Genomic DNA, 20,927 nt, shown 5'->3' with positions numbered 1-20,927 from the left:
TCAATTCAGCTACACATGGTTGCTGTTCTCGCAATTTCAACCCGGCCAGTGCAAGGGGTAAATAGCAAAGAGCAGCGCATGTGGGTCAGGCCTGCTTGGCCGACTCGCGGTAAACCAGCAACGGTGGCTTGTTGTCGTCGATGACGGACTCGTCAACCACCACTTTTTCGACATTCGCTTGGTTGGGAAGTTCAAACATGGTATCAATCAGCGCCTGCTCCATGATGGATCGCAGTCCGCGGGCACCAGTCTTTCTTGCCAAAGCCTTGCGTGCCATCGCAGTCAATGCATTGGGGCGAACTTCCAGTTCAACGCCTTCCATGGCCAACAATTTGGTGAATTGTTTGACGACGGCGTTTTTGGGCTCGGTGAGAATTTGCACCAAGGCCTCTTCAGTCAACTCGGCCAAAGTGGCAATCACTGGCAAACGGCCCACCAACTCGGGAATCAAACCGAACTTGATCAAGTCTTCAGGTTCAACATCGTTGAACACATCTGTCAGTGAGCGCTGTTTTTTGCTTTTGACGGAAGCGCCAAACCCAATGCCGCCGGATTCGGTGCGGTTCTCGATGACTTTTTCAAGCCCTGCGAAAGCGCCGCCGCAAATGAACAAGATGTTGGTCGTGTCGATTTGCAGGAAATCTTGGTTGGGGTGCTTACGGCCACCCTGAGGAGGCACGCTGGCCATGGTGCCTTCGACCAGCTTGAGCAAGGCCTGTTGTACGCCCTCGCCCGACACGTCGCGGGTGATCGAAGGGTTGTCCGATTTGCGGGTGATTTTGTCGATCTCGTCGATGTAGACAATGCCGCGCTGAGCGCGCTCCACGTCGTAATTGCAGGTCTGGAGCAGCTTGGCCACAATGTTTTCGACGTCTTCGCCCACATAACCGGCTTCGGTCAAGGTGGTGGCGTCGGCCATGACAAAAGGCACATCCAGCATGCGGGCCATGGTTTGGGCCAGAAGGGTCTTGCCCGACCCCGTGGGTCCGATGAGCAAGATGTTGCTCTTGGCCAATTCCACTTCGTCTTTTTTGGCTGTCTCTTTGTGCTTGAGTCGTTTGTAATGGTTGTACACCGCCACAGCCAAGCTGCGCTTGGCCTTTTCCTGGCCAATCACATAGTTGTCAAGGTTGGTTTTGATGTCCAAAGGCGTCGGTAATCCTTCTTTGTTGCCTTCGGCTACGGTGATGGTGGCCAATTCATCGCGCACGATGTCATTGCACAAATCAATGCATTCATCGCATATGAACACCGATGGACCTGCGATCAGCTTTTTAACCTCGTGCTGGCTTTTGCCGCAAAAGGAGCAGAACAGGTTTTTCTCAGTCGTTGAGCCTTTTTTATCGGCCATAAATGTCGCCTCGGTATCCGGAATTCGTCAATGATAACGAAAGAAAAACGGCGCTCACCCTTTGGAGGTAAACGCCGTCAGCTTGGGTGCCGGTCAGCCCGGCCACGCTCAAGCGCGTTTGGAAATGACTTCGTCCACCAAACCGTAGTCTTTGGCTTCGGTCGCAGACAGGTAATAGTCGCGTTCTGTGTCAATTTCGATCTTAGAAAGCGGTTGACCCGTGTTCTCAGACAAGATGCGGTTCAAATGCGCGCGGGTCTTTACGATTTCGCGAGCTGCAATTTCAATCTCAGTGGCCTGACCACGAGCACCGCCCAAAGGCTGGTGAATCATGATCTTGGAGTTAGGCAAGGAAAAACGCTTGCCCTTGGCACCGGAAGACAACAAAAACGCCCCCATGCTCGCGGCCATGCCGTTGCACAGCGTTGAGACATCGGGTTTGATGAAGTTCATCGTGTCATAAATGGCCATGCCAGCACTCACCGAACCGCCGGGTGAGTTGATGTAGAGCGAGATGTCCTTTTCAGGGTTTTCGCTCTCCAAGAACAGCAGCTGGGCCACGATCAGATTGGCCATGTGGTCGTTGACCTCACCCACCAAAAAGATCACACGCTCCTTGAGCAAACGCGAGTAAATGTCGTAGGCGCGCTCGCCGCGGCCCGACTGCTCGACGACCATGGGGACCATGCCCAAATTTGTGATGTCCAGTGTGCTCATCTTTTCTCCAGAAAATTCATGGATGACTTTAACCGGGTTTTCAACCCCACCAATGAGATGGGGCTTGTCAGCCAGACTACAAGCCCGGCACAAGCCCCATTCTTCATGGATTCAAAAGACCGATCAGGCCTGTTGACCCATCAGTTCTTCAAAAGAAATGGCTTTTTCGACCACTTTGGCCTGCGCCAAGACGAAATCGGACACATTGCTCTCGATGACCACGGCTTCGACTTCAGCCATGCGTTGGTTGTCGCTGTTGTACCAACGCACCACGTCGTCCGGACGCTCGTAGCTGGCGGCCAGCTCTTCGATGTGGGCTTTGATCTGCTCGGGCTTGGCGTGCAGGGTGTTGCCACGCACCACTTCGGCCACCACCAGACCCAAGCGCACGCGCTGCTCGGCTTGAGGACGGAAGATGTCGTCAGGGATCGGGGCCTTGTCAGCATCTTTCACGCCGCGCTGCTTCAGGTCGGCGCGGGCACCCTCTTTCAGGCGCTCGATCTCGTTTTGCACGATCGACTGAGGCAGATCCAACTCGGCCTTGGCAACCAAAGCGTCCATGGCCGCTTGCTTGTTGCGGGCCAACAGGCGGAATTTCACTTCACGCTCGAGGTTTTTGCGGATGTCGGCGCGCAAACCATCCACGGTGGCGTCGGCAATACCCAAGGACTTGGCCAAGGCCTCGTTGACTTCAGGGAGGTTGGCCGCTTCGATTTTCTTGACGGTGACCATGAAGTCGGCCGTTTTGCCAGCGACGTCTTGACCGTGGTAATCGGCAGGGAAAGCCAATGGGAAAGTCTTGCTTTCGCCGGACTTCATGCCGCGCACTGCGTCTTCGAATTCCTTGAGCATCTGGCCATCGCCCAGAATGAACTGGAAGTCTTCGGCATTGCCGCCAGAAAACACTTCACCGTCGATCTTGCCTTCGAAGTCGATGGTGGCGCGGTCACCGTCTTGAGCCGCGGCGTCTTGCGCACGTTGGGCGAAGGTGCGGCGCTGTTTGCGCAGGATCTCCACGGTCTTGTCGATGGCGGCGTCAGACACTTCAGCCGTCAATTTTTCAACTTCGGTCTCGGCCAGGTTGCCCAGCTTGACTTCGGGGTACACCTCGAAGATGGCTTCAAAGTTCAGTTCGCCCTCAGGCGCGCCTTCTTTTTCGGAAATGCGGGGCTGACCTGCCACGCGAACCTGGGCTTCGTTGGCCGCCACGGCAAAAGCCTGGCCCACTTTGTCGTTCAGAACTTCGTACTGAACCGAGTAACCGTAACGCTGAGCAACCACGTTCATAGGCACTTTACCTGGACGGAAACCGTCCATCTTGACCGTGCGGGCCATTTTCTTCAGGCGCGCATCCACTTCGGACTGAATGGCCGCCACAGGCACAGTCAGGTTGATCTTGCGTTCCAGCTTTTCCAGGGTTTCAACAGTCACAGTCATCGTCGTTCTCGGTTAATTGAATGTCTCACAGGCCGCTGGTTATCCCATCGGCCACAAGTCGGTTGGTGCGCGGGGCGGGACTCGAACCCGCACAGTGTTGCCACCGTCAGGACCTAAACCTGGTGCGTCTACCAATTTCGCCACCCGCGCATGTCCAAACAAAAAGGGCGACAGGTGCGCAAAAGGACTCAAAAGCCCTGTGACTCACCTGACCGCCCGCTTGAAATCGGTCAACTTTCTATTTTAGCCGCTTCAAATAGGCAATTTCAGGCCCGGGCTTGATTTGGCCTCTCAATTCGGAACCAAGCCGCGTACATGGCTGGCAGCGCCAGCAAAGTCAAAGCTGTGGCCACAATCAGCCCCCCCATGATGGCCACCGCCATCGGGCCCCAAAAGATGCTGCGTGAGAGCGGAATCATGGCCAAAACGGCAGCCGCTGCTGTCAGCACAATGGGGCGCAAGCGCCGCACGGCCGACTCCACAATCGCCTGCCATGGGGGCATACCGGCCGCTCTGTCTTGCTCGATCTGGTCGATCAAGATCACCGAGTTGCGCTGAATCATGCCCATCAGGGCGATCACACCCAGCAGCGCCACAAATCCAAACGGCCTGTCCAGGACCAACAAAGCGCCTGCCACGCCCGCCATACCCAGAGGTCCGGTCAAGAAAACCAGCATCGCACGGCTGAAGCTTTGCAGCTGAAGCATGAGCAAGGTGAATGTGATGAACAGCATGACGGGCACACCTGCCGCAATCGAGGCGGAACCTTTGGAACTCTCCTCCACAGCGCCGGCCACTTCAATCCGGTAACCATTCAAACCCTGACCTTGCCAAGTGGCTTCGGTCTTTTTGAGGTCCGGCAGCAGCTGCGCCGTGACGGTCGCGCCTTGCAGACCCTCGGCAATGTCTGCCTGCACGGTGATGGCGTACTGCCGTCCCTCGCGCCACATGACGCCAGGCTCCCAAGCAAACACCGGGTTGGCCACTTGAAGCAATGGAATCGAGCGGCCAGAGGCTGTGGGCACGTAAGCATGGCTCAAATCCGACAAGGCATCCCGCTCGGCCAAAGGTTGGCGCAACACAATGTCGATCAGTTTGTCACCCTCGCGGAACTGCCCCACTGGGGCACCCGACAACAAAGTACGCGAAGCTTGCGCGATGGATTGGCTGGTCACACCCAAAGCCCTGGCTTTGGCTTGGTCCACCTCGAGCCGTACCGACTTGACCGATTCGTTCCAGTTGTCGTTCACGCCCCGGGTGTTGGGGTTCAGTCGCATTTGGGCTTTGATCTCGTCCGCCTTTTGGCGCAGAACTTGGGGGTCTGAGCCCACCACGCGGAACTGCACCGGGTAAGGCACGGGTGGGCCGTTGGGCAATAACTTCACCCGACCACGCACTTCGGGGAACTCCTGCGCCAGCAAAGCGGGCAGTTTGGCCCGCAGCACTTCGCGGGTTTTCAGGTCATCGGGCAAAACAATCAGCTGCGACACGTTGGTCTGCGGAAAGACCTGGTCGAGTGGCAAATAAAAGCGCGGGACGCCTGAACCGATCCAAGCCGTGACCGATTTCACACCCGCTTCTTGCACCAATCGATGCTCCACACGGCGGGTGATGTCCTCACTGGCTTTGACGGGCGAACCCTCGGGCAGCCACAGGTCCACCATGATTTCCGGGCGCGAAGAGTCCGGGAAGAACTGCTGCTGCACCTTGCCCATCCCCACCATCCCCATGGCAAACAAGAACACCGTGATGCCAATCGTCTTCCAGCGGTGCGTGACACACCACGTCACCCAAGCACGAAAGTGCTTGTAAAACGGGGTGTTGTACATCTCGGACGAGTCGAGTTGTTCGGCCGTCAGCGCGTACGTCGGGGGCTTGAGCAACCAAGCGCCCAAATACGGCACGAAGTAAACCGAAGCCACCCAACTGACCAAGAGCGCCACCACCGTGACTGCAAAAATCGCGAAGGTGTATTCGCCCGTCATGGACTTGGCCATGCCAATCGGCAAAAAGCCGGCCGCCGTGATAAGTGTGCCGGTGAGCATGGGCATGGCCGTCAGCTCATAGGCAAAAGTCGCGGCACGGACTTTGTCATAGCCCTCTTCCATCTTGCGCACCATCATTTCCACCGCAATGATGGCGTCATCCACCAGCAAACCCAAGGCGATGATGAGGGAGCCCAGCGAAATTTTGTGCAGGCCAATGCCCAAGTAATGCATGGCCAAGAACGTGACGGCCAGCACCAGCGGGATGGTGATGCCCACGACCAAACCGGGGCGAATGTCCAGTGTCCAGCGCCGCCACAGGGGGTTAACGCCAGGCCGCTTGTGCAGACCCAGCGCCAAGAAACTCACCGCCAACACGATCACCACCGCCTCGATCAGCACTTTGATGAATTCGTTGACCGAACTGGACACCGCGCTCGGCTGGTCCTGCACTTGGGTCAAAGCCATGCCAGCAGGCAAGTCAGCCTGGATGGCGTCGATCGTTGAACGCAAAGACTTGCCCAAGGCAATGATGTCACCGCCTTTGGCCATGGATACCCCCAAGGCGATGACCTCTAGTCCGTCATGGCGCACTTTCACGCTGGCTGGATCGGCATAGCCCCGCGTCACCTTGGCAATGTCCGACAAGCGAATCTGCGCACCCGATGAACCACGGATCGGCATGGCTTGCAGGTCTTCAAGTGTCTGAAACTGACCGCCCACACGGACCTGCACCACATCGGCAGGCGACTGCACGGCACCAGCCGACTCCACCGCATTTTGTTGGCCCAACTGGGCCAACACCGCACCCATGTCGAGGCCCATCTGAGCGAGTTTCTTTTGAGAGACCTCGACAAAGACTTTTTCGTCTTGCACACCAAACAACTCGACTTTGGCCACATCGGGCACGCGCAGCAACTGCTGGCGTAAGCTGTCAGCTTGTACCTTGACCTCAGCCGGGGTAAAGCCCTGCCCACCCAAGGCGTAAATCACGCCGTACACATCGCCAAACTCGTCGTTGAAAAACGGCCCCAACACGCCCGGCGGCAAACTGCCGCGCATGTCACCGATCTTTTTGCGCACGGCATACCAAACCTGCGGCACATCGCCAGGCTTGGAGTTGTCTTTGATCTGAAAAATGATCTGCGCCTCACCCGGCTTGGAGTAGCTGCGGATCTTGTCGGCATAGGGCACTTCTTGCAGCGTTCGCTCGATCTTGTCGGTCACTTGCTCGGCCACTTGTGCCGCTGTGGCGCCTGGCCAATAGGCGCGCACCACCATGGCCCTGAAAGTGAAAGGCGGGTCTTCGTCTTGACCCAGCTGAAAGTAAGCGGCCATGCCCAAGACCATCAGCACCACCATCAGGTAGCGGGTCAGGGCCGGGTGATCAAGCGCCCAGCGCGAGAGGTTGAATCGGGTGTTCTCAGTTTGGCTCATGCAATCACCGCTGCGCTGCAGATGCGCCATCTTGGGCGGGAGCAGCCGATTCGGCCGAAACAGACGCGGAAGCCGGTGATGCACTGGCCGCTTTGCCTGTCGCGTTGTAGATCGTCACCTTCTGACCGGGCGACAACACATGCACACCCGCGCTGACCACCTGCTGACCGGGTTGGAGGCCCGAGGTGATCACCACCTCGTTGCCATCGACCACACCCACCTGAACCGACTGGCTACGGACCGTCATGCTGGCTGTATCGAGCACCCACACCGCATTGCCAGCACCCTCTTGGCGCAAAGCGCTGGTGGGCAACTTGATCACGCCCGCTTGGCTGCCCGGCAATTGCAAAGCCTGCACATTCACAGTGCTGCCCAAAGGCAATCGCTCGGACGCTTCCAAGGCCAACTTGACCGCGTAGGTGCGCGTGACCGGGTCGGCACTGGCGGCCAATTCACGCACTTTGCCTTGCAAGGGTTGGCCAGTGCTGACCAAAGTGGCCTTCATTTTTTGACCTACTTTCAGGGTCAAGGCCATCGCCTCAGGGACGGCAAAGACCGCATCGCGGGGTCCATCGTGGGCCAATCGCACCACAGGCTGGCCTGCGGAAACCACTTGGCCGACTTCCGCATCCACACCCGTGATCACGCCCGACTGGCTGGCCGTCAAACGGGCGTAACCCGCTTGGTTGGTTTGGGCTTGTGCTTGGGCTTTGGCTTGGTTCAGCTGCGCATCGGCAGCTTTCAGGGCCGCTTCGCGACGCTCCAACTCGGCACCGCTGATGAAGTTTTGCGCCTTCAGGACTTCAAAGCGCTTGAAGTCTGCCAGCGCCAAATCACGCTGACTTTGCGCCGACAGGACTTGTGCGGCTGCAGCTTGTGCAGACAATTGGTAGTCCTTGGCGTCGATCAAGGCCAACAACTGCCCTGCTGTTACGCGCTGCCCCTGTTCAGCAGGCCGCTGCACCAGCTTGCCAGCCACCTGAAACCCCAATCGTGACTCCACCTGCGCTCGCACTTCCCCCGAGTAGTCACCCGTGATGTTCAAATCTGTGCCCGCTACAGTGAGCAGCTTTACGGACCGCAAAGGCTCTTGAGGTGCTTCTTTTTTAGAACATGCTGCCAAAGTAGTCAAAAAAACAGCTGTGGCTATGAAATGAAATACTCGCCGATTGGCGAGTAAAGAAGAGCTTGGCATGGAAATCCCAGGGAAAGGTAATGACTGACTGGTTAGTAATCTACGCAATGGTGCCCAATTTGTCAAGCGACAATAGGCATTGACCATGCCCATTAGCCCCTTTTTCAATCGCACCCACGGCCTAGCCATCAGCGCCCAACTCCGTCGCATCTTGCGCGGTGTCTCGCGCTCGTTTCACCTGTCCATACAGCTGCTGCCTTCTGCTTTACAAGCGCCGGTGGCGATTGGTTATTTGCTGGCACGCGCCACCGACACGGTCGCAGACACCACCGCTTTGCCCGTCGCACAGCGCCAAGTCTTGCTGGAACGCATGACGCAGTGCATCGCAGACTTGGCATCGTCGACCGAACAAATCCAAGAGCTTTCCCAACTGGCCCAGGCTTTTGCCGCGCAACAAACCGACCAGCACGAACGCGCCCTGATGCAAGCCTTGCCCCAATGCCTGCCTCTCCTGCACAGCTTGGGGCAGGAAGACCAGAGCAGCGTGCGGAAGGTTCTGGCTCACATCACGCGGGGCCAACAGCTGGACATGACCCGCTTTGGTCCGGGTCTGAACGCCCTGCAAACCGAAGCCGAACTGACCGACTACACCTGGCTGGTGGCCGGTTGTGTGGGCGAGTTCTGGACTGAGCTGTGCGGCCGCCACCTGCCCGGCTACAGCCTGCTGCCGCAGCCCGAGATGATGCGCATCGGGCGGGAATACGGCATGGGCTTGCAGCGCCTGAACATCATCCGCGACGCTGGGGCCGACCTGGCTGCCGGTCGTTGTTACTGGCCTGTGGAAATCTTGGCGCAGGCGGGCCTGACCCCGGCCAAGCTGGCGCCAGCGGCCCAAACCCCACATACAGATACCCTGCACGCCTTGGCCACGCTCTACACCCAATGGCTGGACCACACCCAAGCCCAACTGGCCGATGGCATGCGCTACGCCTTGGCGCTCAAGCCAATGCGCCTGCGGCTGGCCAGCGCCTTGCCCGCCTTGATCGGTGCGCGCACCGTCGCACTGCTGCGCCAGGCCGGGCCTGCGGCCCTGAACCAGCGCGTCAAAATGCCGCGCCACGAAGTCCACGCCCTGCTGTGGCGCATCACTTTGGGCTTGGGGTCAGCAGCCGTATTGCAAAAAGAATTTCTCCGTCTGTCCGGCGAACCAAGGGCGTGATCACGCGCTTTGAATGCGAGAATCTCAGCCCATGAGCCCGCAAGACTACGTCCAGCAAAAAGCCGCCGCCTCGGGCAGCAGTTTCTATTACGCCTTTTTGTTTTTGCCTCCTGAGCGGCGTGCGGCCATCACCGCTTTTTATGCGTTTTGCCGCGAAGTGGACGACGTGGTAGACGAAATCAAAGACCCCGGCGTGGCCGCGACCAAACTCGCCTGGTGGCGAAAAGAAGTGCAACAAGCCTACGCAGGCCAGCCCAGCCACCCGGTCATGCACGCCCTCATGCCCCTGGCCCCCACCTTCGGCATCGAAAGCCGCCACTTGATGGCTGTGATCGAAGGCTGTCAGATGGACCTGAACCAGACCCGTTACCTGGACTTTGTGGGCTTGACGACGTACTGCCACCTGGTGGCTGGCGTGGTGGGTGAAGTCGCCGCCCGCATCTTTGGCCAGACCGACGAGGCCACCACCCAGTACGCCCACAAGCTGGGCTTGGCTTTTCAGATGACCAACATCATCCGTGACGTGGGCGAAGACGCCATGCGCGGGCGCATCTACCTGCCGCTGGACGAGCAGCAACGTTTTGGTGTCAAAGCCAATGAGTTGATCCAGCGCACTTATTCAGACAACTTCACCGCGCTGATGAAGTTCCAGACCGACCGCGCACACGCCCTCTACGACGAAGCGCTGGCCCTGCTGCCTGAGGCCGACCGCCGCGCCCAAAAACCCGGTCTGATGATGGCCAGCATCTACCGCACCTTGCTGCGCGAAATAGAAGCCTCGGGCTTTCAGGTGCTGCACCAGCGCATTGCACTCACGCCGCTGCGCAAGCTGTGGCTGGCGTGGAAGATGCAGGCGCTCGGGCGTTTCTGATCACTTCATGGCCCGTGCCTGAGCCTGTGCAGGCCGATCCAGACAAACTTTGAGCCAAGCCGACACCGCCGGGTACTGGGCCAACAACGCAGCCGCCGGGCGCACCCAGCTGGCCACGCTGGCCACACACACATCGGCCACGGTGAAACGGTTGGCGGCCAAGTAAGTCTCGCCTTTGGCGTGCTGGGCTTGCAGGTGTTTCTCCAGCACGGCCAGTGGCACTTTCAGGCGGCTCTCGGCCTTATCCGCCAGCTCGGGCTTGCGCTGGTCTTCGAGCATGGCCATGCGGTGCATCAGCACCGTTAGCGCATCCGCCTCCAACTCAGACACTGTCCAAAAGCTCCAACGCAAGGCCTCGGCTTCTTCGCGGGGGGTGGCGGGTGCAATGGTTTGGCCGTCGGCTTTGCCATGCACACGGGCGATGTACAAGGCGCAAGCCATGCTTTCCCACACAGTGACGGCACCCTCTGCCCGCTCGTCGATCAAGACTGGAATGTGGCCATTCGGGTTGATCGCCAAAAACTCGGGCGTGCGTGTCGCCCCACCCGCATAGGGTGTGGAAATGAGATCAAACGGCACACCCAACTCCAAAGCCGTCCAGATGGGGCGCGCAGCGCGCGATGGGCCTATGCCGTAAATTTTCAAAGTCATGTCGGTCTCCTCAGGGTTGGTAATCTGGCCAGCTGGCGCACAGCGCGTGCAGGTCTCGCACGTCCAAATGTGGGCGAATGTCGCCATGGGTCCATTCGTGGCCGTCGCGGTTGAGCCAGGCCACTTGCATGCCGGCGGCCAAAGCGCCTACACAGTCGGCGTGTGCGTCGTCACCAATGTGCAGCACCTCGTGGGGCTGGACGCCCGCTGCTACCGCTCCCGCCGCAAAAATGCGCAAGTCCGGCTTGGCCACGCCCAGGGACTGGGCGCTCACGCTGGCATGAAAGTGCTGCCCTATGCCCACACGGTGCACGTCGGCGTTGCCATTGGACAGCGCCACCACCGGCATGCGCTGGCTCCAAAACGCCAGTGCGGGCAGCGCATCGTCAAACAAATCCACCCGTTGGCGCTCAGCAAAAAACACCTCAAAAGCTGCTTCGGCCAGATGCCCAGGCTCCCCGGCTTGTTCTAAAAGCGCGCGGATCGACTCCCGGCGCAGAAAGGACAAATCGTGCGCCCGATCAGCATGGCGGGCGTTGATTTCTGCACGAACCGCTTTTTTAACTTCGGCATCTGCGGACATCACTGCTGCTGCAGGGGCATGGGCGCTTAGCCAAGTCTGCAAAACCACCTCGGCACGGCCAATCGTGGGCCAAACAGGCCACAAAGTGTCGTCCAGATCGAGGGTAATGGCTTTGATTCGGGAAATGTCAATCATGGTGAGGGAGAATACCCGACATGGCATTTCAAAAAGAACCCTCCTTCCAGCATGGTCAGGCCGCCAAAACGGCTGTCTTGTATTGCAACTTGGGCACCCCCAGCGCGCCCACGGCCCCTGCCCTTCGCAAATACTTGGCCGAGTTTCTGGGCGACAGCCGCGTCGTCGAGATCCCCAAACCCATCTGGTGGCTGATCCTGCACGGCATCATCTTGCGTGTTCGTCCGGCCAAATCGGCTGCGAAATACGCCAGCATTTGGACCGAACAAGGCTCCCCCCTCAAAGCCTTCACCGAACAACAAGCCCAGTCACTGGGCACAGCCCTCCAAGAGCGTGGCCACCATGTGGCGGTGCGTTACGCCATGCGTTATGGCCAGCCGTCTGTCCCCGAGCAACTCAACGCCCTGAAGGCTGAAGGTGTGCAGCGCGTGCTGATCGTGCCCGCCTACCCGCAGTACAGCGGCACCACCACAGCCAGCGTGTTCGACGCGGTGTACCGCTGGGGCCTCAAAACCCGGCTCATCCCCGAGCTGCGCTTTGTCAATCGTTACCACGATGTCCCCCGTTACATCGCGGCACTGGCTCAAACCGTGCGCGATCACTGGGCCACCCACGGCCAGGCCGAAAAATTGGTGATGAGCTTTCACGGCGTGCCCGAGCGCACCTTGCAACTGGGTGACCCCTACCACTGCGAGTGCATGAAAACCGGCCGCCTGCTGGCCGAGGCACTGGGCCTGTCCAAAGACCAGTACAAACTCACATTCCAGTCCCGCTTTGGCAAAGCCAAGTGGCTAGAGCCCTACACCGAGCCCACGCTGATCGCACTGGCTCAGCAAGGCGTGAAAAAAGTCGACGTGATCTGCCCGGGCTTCACCAGCGATTGCCTGGAAACACTGGAGGAAATCCAACAGGAAGCCCAAGAAGCTTTTCTGCACGCAGGCGGAGAAGGCTTCAACTACATCCCTTGCCTGAACAACAACGCTCAGTGGATTGAGGCATTGACCGACATCAGCCTGGATCACATGCAAGCTTGGGATTTGTCAGCGCCGGATCAAAAGGCAATGGCGGCGAGTCGTGAAAGAGCCTTGGCTCATGGGGCCAAGCATTGAGGTGAAATGACCCCGAATGAATTAAGGGGTGAATTCGCAGGATTGCAACTGTTCCAGCGTCACATATTCCAAAGCTTTCATGTGCGTGGACGACAGAACCACGGGTGGTGCAACGCCCGCATCAAAGGCCTCTTTCCAACGCATGGCGCAAAGGCACCATCTATCCCCGGCCTTTAGCCCGTGAAAACGGTATTCTGGTCGTGCGCTGATCAAGTCGTTCCCGCGTGACAAGGAAAACTGCAGAAATTCAGCCGTCATCCTTGCACAGATCACATGAGAGCCCGTATCGTCCTCTCGTGTATTGCAGCACCCGTCCCGGAAATAACCTGTCAGCGGGTCAAATGAGCAAGCCGTCAGTGGTTTTCCGAACACATTCAAAGCATCAGTTGTCATATTTATGGACCTGAGGTATGGGCCAGTGGCTAACTTTAGTAGCACGGAACCCTGTTCAAACAATCAACTGTACTAGCCTACAGTGAACTGAAAAGACAGACCACATCTTGGCTCATCACATGAGGTTCGTTTTTCAAACATCCACGGGTCATCTCGCCATTTGACTTCTCAAACGGACCCGATGAAATCGGTCACCCACTCCAGTTGCTGCAAGACGTTCAAAGCTGGCGCATGGCCACAACCTGGCACTTCGATGTGCTTGAGCAGGCCACGGGCACCCGGCCCACGGCGGCGCATTTCAGCGGCGGTGGCTGGCAAGACCAGATCGGAATTGACACCGCGCAGCAGCAATACTGGTAACTTCAAGGCATCGTAGTGCTCCCAGATCAGGTAGTCATGGGGGTGCGCGGTGAACTGCGCCACCATGGCCGGGTCGTAGTGCGGCGTCACGCGTCCATCGGGCAAGCGCCGGGTGGATGTTTCGGCCAGGCGTCGCCACTGGGCATCGCTCAGCCAACCATAAGGTTTGTAGACCTGACGCAAAAATGCTTCGAGTTCAGACACCGTCGAAAAAGCGGGGGGCGTGCCGGCATAGGCCTTGATGCGGTCAATAGCGACTTGAGCCAATTCAGGCGCATTGTCGTTGAGTGTGAGGCTCAGGATGCGGTGCTTCAAGGTGGGCTCAACCAGCCCGGCCGCGCACAGGGTGCCGATCGCGCCCCCCATGGAGGTGCCTACCCAATGCACGGCACGCAGTTGCAGGCCATCCATCAGCTCGCGGGCGATGCGGGCATAAAACGCCAGGCAATACTCCTGCTCAGGCGCGCTGCTCCATTGCGACAGGCCACGGCCAACCGTGTCTGGGCAAATGACCCGGTAACCCCGTGCACTCAGGTGCGCGGCCAGCTCGTCCATGTCGCGCCCGGTGCGGGCCAGGCCGTGCCAGGCGATCACGGTGCCTTGTTCGGCCTTGCCCCAGTCGGTGTAATGGATTTCCAGTCCGGCGCAAGTTATGTAGTTGGATATGAAAGCCATAGGGACCTCAGATCTTGGAGGAAGCCGGTTTCTCTGAGACCAGCGCCCGCAGCGCGGCCCGGGTGCGCAAACGCCCCACCACCCCAGTCGGGAAGTAATACACCGACAGCACAAACAGCAGACCCAACCAAAGCAGCCAGCGGTCGGGCGAGAGGAGCGACGACAGCAAAGGCACGGCAGCAGTGGCCTCGCTGGCCAATCGCAGCAAATCCTGCAAATAGCTTTGCGCCAACAAGAACAGCACCGAGCCGATGGCCGCGCCATAGATGGTGCCCATGCCTCCAATCACCACGATCAGCAACACGTCCATCATGATTTCAAAGCTCAGCGAGGTGTCTGGCCCGTTGTAGCGCAGCCAAAGCGCCAGCATGGCCCCGGCCACACAAGCGTAAAGCGCCGACAACACGCTCGACAGCGTGCGGTACACCACCACGCGGTAGCCAATGGCCTCGGCGCGGAACTCGTTTTCGCGGATGGCCTGCAGCACGCGGCCAAACGGCGAATTCACGATGCGCAGGAGCGACAAAAGCATCCCCACAGCCAGCACAAACAACAGGTAGTAGCACAGCAAACGCCCGTCCAGCGATACGCCGAGGAACGGCTCTTCGCTGAACTCGGTGCTGGGCAAGAGCAGCTCGGGCAGCTTGAAGCTCAGGCCGTCCTCGCCGCCCGTGAAGTCGGACAATTGCGAAGCCAGCGTCTGAAAAGCCGCAGCCACGGCCAAGGTGATCATGGCGAAAAAGATGGCACGCACCCGCAGCGAAAACAGACCAATGGCCAGCGAGAGCACCAGCGTGAGCGCCAGCGACAGCGCAAAGCCGGCGGCCAAAGCGCCCCAAGTCGGACCCCAGGTGTTGGACGAGATGGCGATGCCATAGGCCCCGATGCCAAAGAACATGGTGTGCGCAAAGCTCACGATGCCGGTGTAGCCCAGCAGCAGGTCAAAACCGGCCACCAGGACCACAAAAATCAGCACCTTGGCGGCGACCGACAAGGCCTTGACGCCCGGGAACAAAAAAGGTGCAAAGGCCAAACCCAGCAAGGTGAGGACCAGCAAGATGGCCAGCAGGCGGCTGCGGGGCTGGTCGTTGGAAATGAGACGGTTGAACATGTCCGGACTTTCAACGATTGGCCACGGGGTACACGCCCTGCGGACGCCACAACAACACACCCGCCATCAGCGCGATGTTGGAGAACAGCGCCAGTTTGGGGGCCAAAAAGCCGGTGTAGTTGGCCATCAGGCCCACCAGCAAAGCCCCGATCAGCGCTCCACCCGTGGAGCCCAGCCCGCCGATGATGATGACGATGAAGATCAGCACGTTGACCTGCGCGCCCATTTGCGGCACCACGTTTTGCTGGTACAGGCCCCACATGACACCGCCCAATCCGGCCAATGCGCTGCCCACCACAAACACACCCACAAACAGGCGGCGAATGCGGTAACCGAGCGACTCGACCATCTCGCGGTCTTGCACACCCGCGCGGATGAGTAAGCCGATCTTGGTGCGGCCCAGCACCCACATTTGCAAGGCAAACACGGCCAGGCCCACGGCCACGGCCAGCAATCGGTACTTTTCAATCGCGGCATCACCCACCAGCACCGCGCCTCGCATGGCTTCGGGCAAAGGCAAAGCGATCTGCAGCGGGCCCCAAATCACCTTGATGAGTTCCTCGCCAATGATCATGCCACCCATGGTGATGAGGATTTGCTTGAGGTGCTGGCCATACACAGGCCGCACGATGAAGCGCTCAAACGCCAGCCCCACGGCGGCGGCCACAGCCATCGCAACAACCATGGCGGGCAGCACCGCCACCATGTTGCGCCACCACTCGCCCGAGCCGGTCCAGTCGCCCATGGCGCCCAGCACGCTGGTGGCCACAAAAGCACCCAGCGCGATGAACAGGCCATGGCCAAAGTTCAGCACGTCCATCAAGCCAAACACCAGCGTCAGGCCTGAGGCCATGATGAAGATGATCATGCCCATGGCCAGGCCCGCCACAGTCAGCGTGAGCCAGGTGGAACCCGAGCCGATCATGGGCCAAGCCAACAGCGCCAACACAGGCACCAGCAGCAAAGGCCGGGTATCGATGTCTTGCAGGAATTTCATAAAGCCAGTCCCAACAAGGATTGCTGCAAAGCCGTGTCTTCGGCCAGCGCCTGCATGCGGCCTGCGTACACCACGCGGCCGTTGTCCATCACGGCCACGGTGTCGCCCAGTTGTTGGGCGAAGTGGATGTTTTGCTCGACCAACAAGATGGTCACGCCGCTGGCCTTGAGTTGCTGAAAGGCCTCGATCATGTTCTGGATGATGGCCGGGGCCAGGCCCTTGCTGGGCTCGTCGATGATCAGCAAATCACGCGGCTCCACAATCGCCCGCGACACCGCCAGCATCTGCTTTTGCCCTCCAGACAATTTGCCTGCCGGGTGACTCCAAAACTTCTCTACGGCGGGGAAGAGTTTGAAAATCCACTGCAGCCGCGCCTCGTCCATCTGCCCGGCGTTTTGGGCGTTGCGGGCGGCCAGAAGCATGTTTTCTTTCACCGTCAAGTCCGAGAAAATGCCCATGTTTTCGGGCACATAGGCGATGTTTTTTTGCGCAATGGCCGGCGTGTTGAGTGTGGTGATGTCTTCGCAGCCAAAAGTGATGCGCCCTTGAGAGGCTTGCCACAGACCCATGATGGTGCGCAGCGTGGTGGTCTTGCCCGCGCCGTTGCGGCCCAGCAACATGGTGAGCTCGCCACGCGGCACCACCAAGTCCACCCCGTGCAGGATGTGGTACGCCCCGATGTGCGTGTGCACGCCTTCGAGGGTCAACAAATTTTTGTCCATGTTTGGCGTGCTCATGCGGTCACCTTCGCTTTACCCAGGTAAGCCTCTTGCACGATGGGCGACGCGATCACCTCGTTCGGCTCGCCATCGGCCACCAACTGGCCGTTGTGCAGCACGATGATGCGGTCGGCCAACTCGCGCACCACGTCCATCTTGTGCTCCACCAACAAAATGGTTTTGGTCTTGTCTTTTTTGAGCTGGCGGATCAGGTCCAGGATCACCGGCGCTTCGTCATGGCTCATGCCCGCAGTGGGTTCGTCAAACATGTAGACAGCGGGTTCGAGCGCCATCAACAGCGCCACTTCGAGCTTGCGTTGGTCACCATGCGGCAGGCTGGCCACCGGAGCGTCCTGCTGCGCGGTCATCGACACGGATTGCAAAATCTCCAAAGCACGGTTCGTCAATGCCGTGTGGTCGCTCCAGATGCTCCACAGGTTCAGGCCCCGGCGGTGGGCACCCTCCTTCGTCGCCTGCACCGCCAAACGCACGTTCTCCAGCACCGACAAATTCGGAAACAGGTTGGTCAGCTGAAACGCACGGCCCAAGCCTGCACGGGTCCGAGCGGATGCTGACAAGCCTGTCAGCTCGCGCCCGTTCAGATGCACCGTGCCCTCGGTGGCGGGTAACTGCCCCGAGATCAGGTTGAAGTAGGTGGTTTTGCCAGCCCCATTGGGGCCGACGATGGCGGTCAGCGTGCCGGGTTCAAAGCGGCACGAGACCGCATTGACCGCCACATGACCGCCAAACCGCACAGTCAGGTTTTGGGTTTTAAGCATTCCATCCATCCGTCAAAGCTTACTGTGAGAGGCCCTTGTGGGAGCGGCCCTTGTGGGAGCGGCGCCCTCGCCGCGAAAAAGCGCTCGCAGCTCACAAGCCATCGCCCCGAGGGCGGGGCTCCCACAAAGTTGTTTCGATCAGCGCTTGTTGCGGATCGGCACGTTCATTTCTTCAGGCTTGATCTCGCGGATCAGCTCGGGCACACCCCAAGCGAAAGCCGGATCGATTTTGATCTTGAAGTGGTACATGCTTTGCATGGCCTGGTGGTCTTCCTTGCGGAAGGTCATCTTGCCCTTGGGCGTGTCAAAGCTCATGCCTTCCATGGTGCTGATCAGCTTGTTGGTGTTGGTGTCACCGTTGGTCTTTTTCAGCGCCGTCACCAAAGCCATGGCCGACGAGAAACCGCCAGCGGTGAAGAAGTCTGGGGGCGATTTGAATTGCTGGTAGTGCGAGGCCACCAAGGCATCGTTCACCGGGTTCTTGGGCATGCCGAAGTAATAGTAAGCCGCGCCTTCCATACCTGGGAACTGCTTGTAAGCCACCATGGCGGGCAGGATGTTGCCACCCGTAGCGATCTCGATGCCGTAGCGCTTCAAGTCCATGTCGGCGATCTTGAACGGGTTGCCACCGGCCCAGATGATGAAGATGATCTTGCGGCCAGGCAACGCCTTGAGCTTGTCGATCATGCGCTGCGCACCGGCGGTGAAGTCGGTGGTGGCGGGCGGCAGGTACTCTTCGTGCACCAGCTTGGCTTTCTTGACCGAGTCCTTGAAGGCCTTCACGCCATCCCGGCCAAAAGCCGAGTCTTGCGCCATGGTGACGATGCTCACGCCGTCCTTGTCCACCGCCACGGCGTTGGCAATCGCGTCCTGGCTGCTGTTGCGGCCGGTGCGGAAGATGTATTTGTTCCACTTCTCACCCGTGATGGAGTCGGCCACGGCGGGCTCGACCAGCAGAATTTTTTTGTACTCTTCAGCCACAGGCAGCATGGCCAAGGCCACAGGCGATGCGGTGGGACCCACGGCCAAGTCCACTTTGTCGTCGCCATAAGCAGCGGCCAGCAGGTTTTTGCCCAGGTCGGGCTTGCCTTGGTCGTCTTTCTCAATCACCACAATCTTGCGGCCAGCCACTTCCATGGTGCCACCTGTGGCGTAGCTCAAACCCATCATCAAACCGGTTTGGGTCTGCTTGCCGTAGGCCTCCAGGGGGCCGGTCTTGCTGTAGATGTGGGCGATTTTGATGTCTTTGCCCTGGGCCATGGCGGCGGGGGCCAAGGAAGATGCAACCGCCAAGGCGGCCAAAGAGATGAGGTGTCGACGGAACATAGGGGTCTCCTGTTGGAATGGTCATGCGCTTGTCACACAAAATGTTTGCACAAGCCGTGCCAGAAACATCCAGCACCACCCCCATCCTAAACCCTTGTCAATACTGGATATTTCCAATCAGTCAGATCAGAGACTGCAAAACTGTATTTTTAAAATACAACTCTATTGATCAATAAAAATACACATGATCAAAATAAATACACTTCACGGCAAACGAAGATAAAGCTTCGCACGCGAAACGCCCAGCATTTTGGCGGCAGCCACCTTGTTGCCTTGGGTGACCTCCAATGCTTTGGCCACGGCCAAACGCTCCAAGGCCTCCACCTGTTCAGACAGGGGTGCCAACCAGGCATTCGCATCTTGGGCCATCACAGGCAAGAGGGACTGACGTGTCGCAGGGGCCGGTGAAATTTGACTCAAGCCAGACTCCCGCAAAACCAACTCCACTTCGGACACATCCACCATGCCCGTGTCACTGCGCAGCAGCAATTGCTCTAAAACGTTGCGCAACTCACGCACATTGCCGCGCCAGTATTGCGCTGACAACAAAGCCACCGCTTGCGGGCTGAATTCGGGTTGCGGCAAATCGCTGCGCAAGGCCAGGTCTTCGGCCAGCACCTCGATCAAAGCCGGAACATCAGATGCCCGCTCACGCAAAGGGGGCAAACGCAGGGGCAAGACATTCAGGCGGTAAAACAAGTCCTCCCGGAACTGGCCCGACTGCACCAGCTTGACCAAGTCTCGCGATGTGGCGGCGATGATGCGGGCATCAAACGGAACCAATCGGTTAGAACCCAAGGGCTCCATCTCGCCTTCTTGCAATGCGCGCAACAGCTTGGCTTGCAAACCCAAGGGCATGTCACCAATTTCATCCAGAAACAAGGTGCCGCCATCGGCCAATTTGAATTTACCATCGCGCCCCTTGCGGTCTGCACCGGTATAAGCGCCTGGAGCCACCCCAAAGAACTCGGCTTCCAGCAAAGTCTCGGGCACCGCCGCGATGTTCACGCTGACCAGCGGGCCTTTGGCTCGGGGCGAGGAAGCATGGATGGCATGGGCCAACAACTCTTTGCCCGTACCCGTCTCACCCAGCAAAAGCACGGGGCTGCTGGACTGGGCTGCCCTGCGCGCTTGGCGCTTGAGGTCGACCACGACCGAACTTGAGCCAATGAAGCTGGCAAAACTGTGCCGAGCTTGTCGCAGCCCAACGCCCGAGCGACGCTGGACAGCCAAAGCGTCACGCGCTTCATCCAACTCACGCTGCATCAAGGAAAACTTCGCCAAAAACGGCTGCAAATTCGATTGCGGCTGGTCAAACAACACCACGCCCAATGCCCCGATCACCTGCCCCGCATCGTCGCGCAAAGGAAAACGGCTCACCACAAAGGTGCCCGCCTTGTTGGTGAGCAGGTCGATCAAGATGGGTTTTCCCGTCTCCAACACGCGTTGCATTTGTGTGTTTTGCACCACCGCGGCCACCGGTTGCCCCACAAAGTCAGCCTCACTGGCAAAACCCAAGGCTGGTAGGTACCGGCGGTACTGGTCATTGATCCAAACCACACTGCCTGATCGATCGACCAACAACATGCCTTCGCTGGCATTTGCAAAGACATCAAACAAAGACTTGGCGGCCAGATTCAAAATGCTTTGAGCATCTTTAGGCAATACAGGCTGATGGGAAAGTGCTGTTGACGACATTCGCCGATCTTAACGACCGCGCTCGTCGACCAACCACTCAAGCACTCCCGAATGCGAGGGCTACTTAGCCATTGGAAGCATGCGAAACCCTGGGCCGACTGACGTCTCCCCTGAGTTGGCCTGCAAATATTGAGGTTCACACCAACGTTGGCGCATCTTCATTGGGCGGCTCCTCAGCCGAGGTTGTTTGAAAACACGCTTCGGTAGGCGGCGTCGCGTTCGTATCTTGCAGCTTCTGT

Annotated in this window: 18 protein-coding genes and 1 tRNA gene; 3 read left to right on the top strand and 16 right to left on the bottom strand. The window is 58.8% G+C overall.

What is annotated here, in order from left to right:
• Positions 1-85: 85 nt before the first annotated feature.
• The 6 genes from clpX to SWE17_RS00070 form a co-directional block, all read right to left on the bottom strand.
• Positions 86-1,351 carry an ATP-dependent Clp protease ATP-binding subunit ClpX gene (gene clpX, locus SWE17_RS00095; protein ID WP_322991113.1) on the bottom strand — a complete coding sequence of 422 codons (1,266 nt, stop codon included), beginning with the start codon at positions 1,349-1,351 and terminating at the stop codon, positions 86-88.
• Between the two features lie 108 nt (positions 1,352-1,459).
• Positions 1,460-2,068 carry an ATP-dependent Clp endopeptidase proteolytic subunit ClpP gene (gene clpP, locus SWE17_RS00090; RefSeq protein ID WP_322991112.1) on the bottom strand — a complete coding sequence of 203 codons (609 nt, stop codon included), beginning with the start codon at positions 2,066-2,068 and terminating at the stop codon, positions 1,460-1,462.
• Between the two features lie 123 nt (positions 2,069-2,191).
• Complete coding sequence (gene tig / locus SWE17_RS00085; RefSeq protein WP_322991111.1) at positions 2,192-3,505, bottom strand: trigger factor; 1,314 nt, start codon at positions 3,503-3,505, stop codon at positions 2,192-2,194.
• 63 nt (positions 3,506-3,568) lie between these two features.
• Positions 3,569-3,655: transfer RNA gene (locus tag SWE17_RS00080), tRNA-Leu, on the bottom strand.
• Positions 3,656-3,771: 116 nt separating this feature from the next.
• On the bottom strand, positions 3,772-6,927 hold the full coding sequence (locus tag SWE17_RS00075) for an efflux RND transporter permease subunit (protein WP_322991110.1): 3,156 nt from the start codon (positions 6,925-6,927) through the stop codon (positions 3,772-3,774).
• A 4-nt stretch (positions 6,928-6,931) separates the two neighbouring features.
• Positions 6,932-8,122, bottom strand: a complete 1,191-nt coding sequence (locus tag SWE17_RS00070) for an efflux RND transporter periplasmic adaptor subunit (protein WP_322991109.1) — start codon at positions 8,120-8,122, stop codon at positions 6,932-6,934.
• 85 nt (positions 8,123-8,207) lie between these two features.
• Between SWE17_RS00070 and SWE17_RS00065 the strand changes: the two genes are divergently transcribed.
• Both SWE17_RS00065 and hpnD read left to right on the top strand, forming a co-directional pair.
• Complete coding sequence (locus SWE17_RS00065) at positions 8,208-9,281, top strand: phytoene/squalene synthase family protein (protein ID WP_322991108.1); 1,074 nt, start codon at positions 8,208-8,210, stop codon at positions 9,279-9,281.
• 31 nt (positions 9,282-9,312) lie between these two features.
• Entirely contained in the window at positions 9,313-10,152 is an 840-nt protein-coding gene (gene hpnD / locus SWE17_RS00060) for a presqualene diphosphate synthase HpnD (RefSeq protein WP_322991107.1), read from the top strand.
• On the opposite strand, the gene SWE17_RS00055 is transcribed toward hpnD, so the two are convergent.
• Together SWE17_RS00055 and SWE17_RS00050 are read right to left on the bottom strand one after the other, a co-directional pair.
• The gene (locus SWE17_RS00055; protein ID WP_322991106.1) at positions 10,153-10,803 is read right to left on the bottom strand and encodes a glutathione S-transferase family protein; all 651 of its coding nucleotides are present in this window, start codon (positions 10,801-10,803) and stop codon (positions 10,153-10,155) included. It abuts the gene before it with no gap.
• Positions 10,804-10,813: 10 nt separating this feature from the next.
• Positions 10,814-11,521 carry an HAD family hydrolase gene (locus tag SWE17_RS00050; protein ID WP_322991105.1) on the bottom strand — a complete coding sequence of 236 codons (708 nt, stop codon included), beginning with the start codon at positions 11,519-11,521 and terminating at the stop codon, positions 10,814-10,816.
• A 20-nt stretch (positions 11,522-11,541) separates the two neighbouring features.
• Here SWE17_RS00050 and hemH point away from each other — a divergent pair, with 20 nt between their 5' ends.
• Positions 11,542-12,630: a ferrochelatase gene (gene hemH, locus SWE17_RS00045; protein ID WP_322991104.1), complete on the top strand. Its 1,089-nt coding sequence runs from the start codon at positions 11,542-11,544 to the stop codon at positions 12,628-12,630.
• Between the two features lie 21 nt (positions 12,631-12,651).
• Here the strand turns inward: hemH and SWE17_RS00040 are convergent, their stop codons facing one another.
• The 8 genes from SWE17_RS00040 to SWE17_RS00005 form a co-directional block, all read right to left on the bottom strand.
• A complete protein-coding gene (locus SWE17_RS00040) occupies positions 12,652-13,023 on the bottom strand; it encodes a DUF2237 domain-containing protein (protein ID WP_322991103.1) in 372 nt (123 codons plus the stop codon).
• Positions 13,024-13,191: 168 nt separating this feature from the next.
• Positions 13,192-14,058 (bottom strand): alpha/beta hydrolase, encoded by an 867-nt coding sequence (locus SWE17_RS00035; protein WP_322991102.1) that lies wholly within the window; start codon positions 14,056-14,058, stop codon positions 13,192-13,194.
• Between the two features lie 7 nt (positions 14,059-14,065).
• Entirely contained in the window at positions 14,066-15,169 is a 1,104-nt protein-coding gene (locus SWE17_RS00030; protein ID WP_322991101.1) for a branched-chain amino acid ABC transporter permease, read from the bottom strand.
• 10 nt (positions 15,170-15,179) lie between these two features.
• Positions 15,180-16,166 carry a branched-chain amino acid ABC transporter permease gene (locus SWE17_RS00025; protein WP_322991100.1) on the bottom strand — a complete coding sequence of 329 codons (987 nt, stop codon included), beginning with the start codon at positions 16,164-16,166 and terminating at the stop codon, positions 15,180-15,182.
• Complete coding sequence (locus SWE17_RS00020; RefSeq protein WP_322991099.1) at positions 16,163-16,903, bottom strand: ABC transporter ATP-binding protein; 741 nt, start codon at positions 16,901-16,903, stop codon at positions 16,163-16,165. The genes SWE17_RS00025 and SWE17_RS00020 overlap by 4 nt, the downstream gene beginning before the upstream one ends.
• Positions 16,900-17,664 (bottom strand): ABC transporter ATP-binding protein, encoded by a 765-nt coding sequence (locus tag SWE17_RS00015; RefSeq protein WP_322991098.1) that lies wholly within the window; start codon positions 17,662-17,664, stop codon positions 16,900-16,902. The genes SWE17_RS00020 and SWE17_RS00015 overlap by 4 nt, the downstream gene beginning before the upstream one ends.
• Positions 17,665-17,802: 138 nt before the next feature.
• Positions 17,803-18,990 (bottom strand): substrate-binding domain-containing protein, encoded by a 1,188-nt coding sequence (locus SWE17_RS00010; protein ID WP_322991097.1) that lies wholly within the window; start codon positions 18,988-18,990, stop codon positions 17,803-17,805.
• 204 nt (positions 18,991-19,194) lie between these two features.
• Positions 19,195-20,688: a sigma-54 interaction domain-containing protein gene (locus SWE17_RS00005; RefSeq protein WP_322991096.1), complete on the bottom strand. Its 1,494-nt coding sequence runs from the start codon at positions 20,686-20,688 to the stop codon at positions 19,195-19,197.
• Positions 20,689-20,927 lie beyond the last annotated feature (239 nt).

The sequence above is a fragment of the Limnohabitans sp. genome (assembly GCF_034680285.1).
Taxonomy (GTDB): Bacteria; Pseudomonadota; Gammaproteobacteria; order Burkholderiales; family Burkholderiaceae_C; genus Limnohabitans_A.
This window is presented reverse-complemented; position numbering and strand designations above follow the sequence as displayed.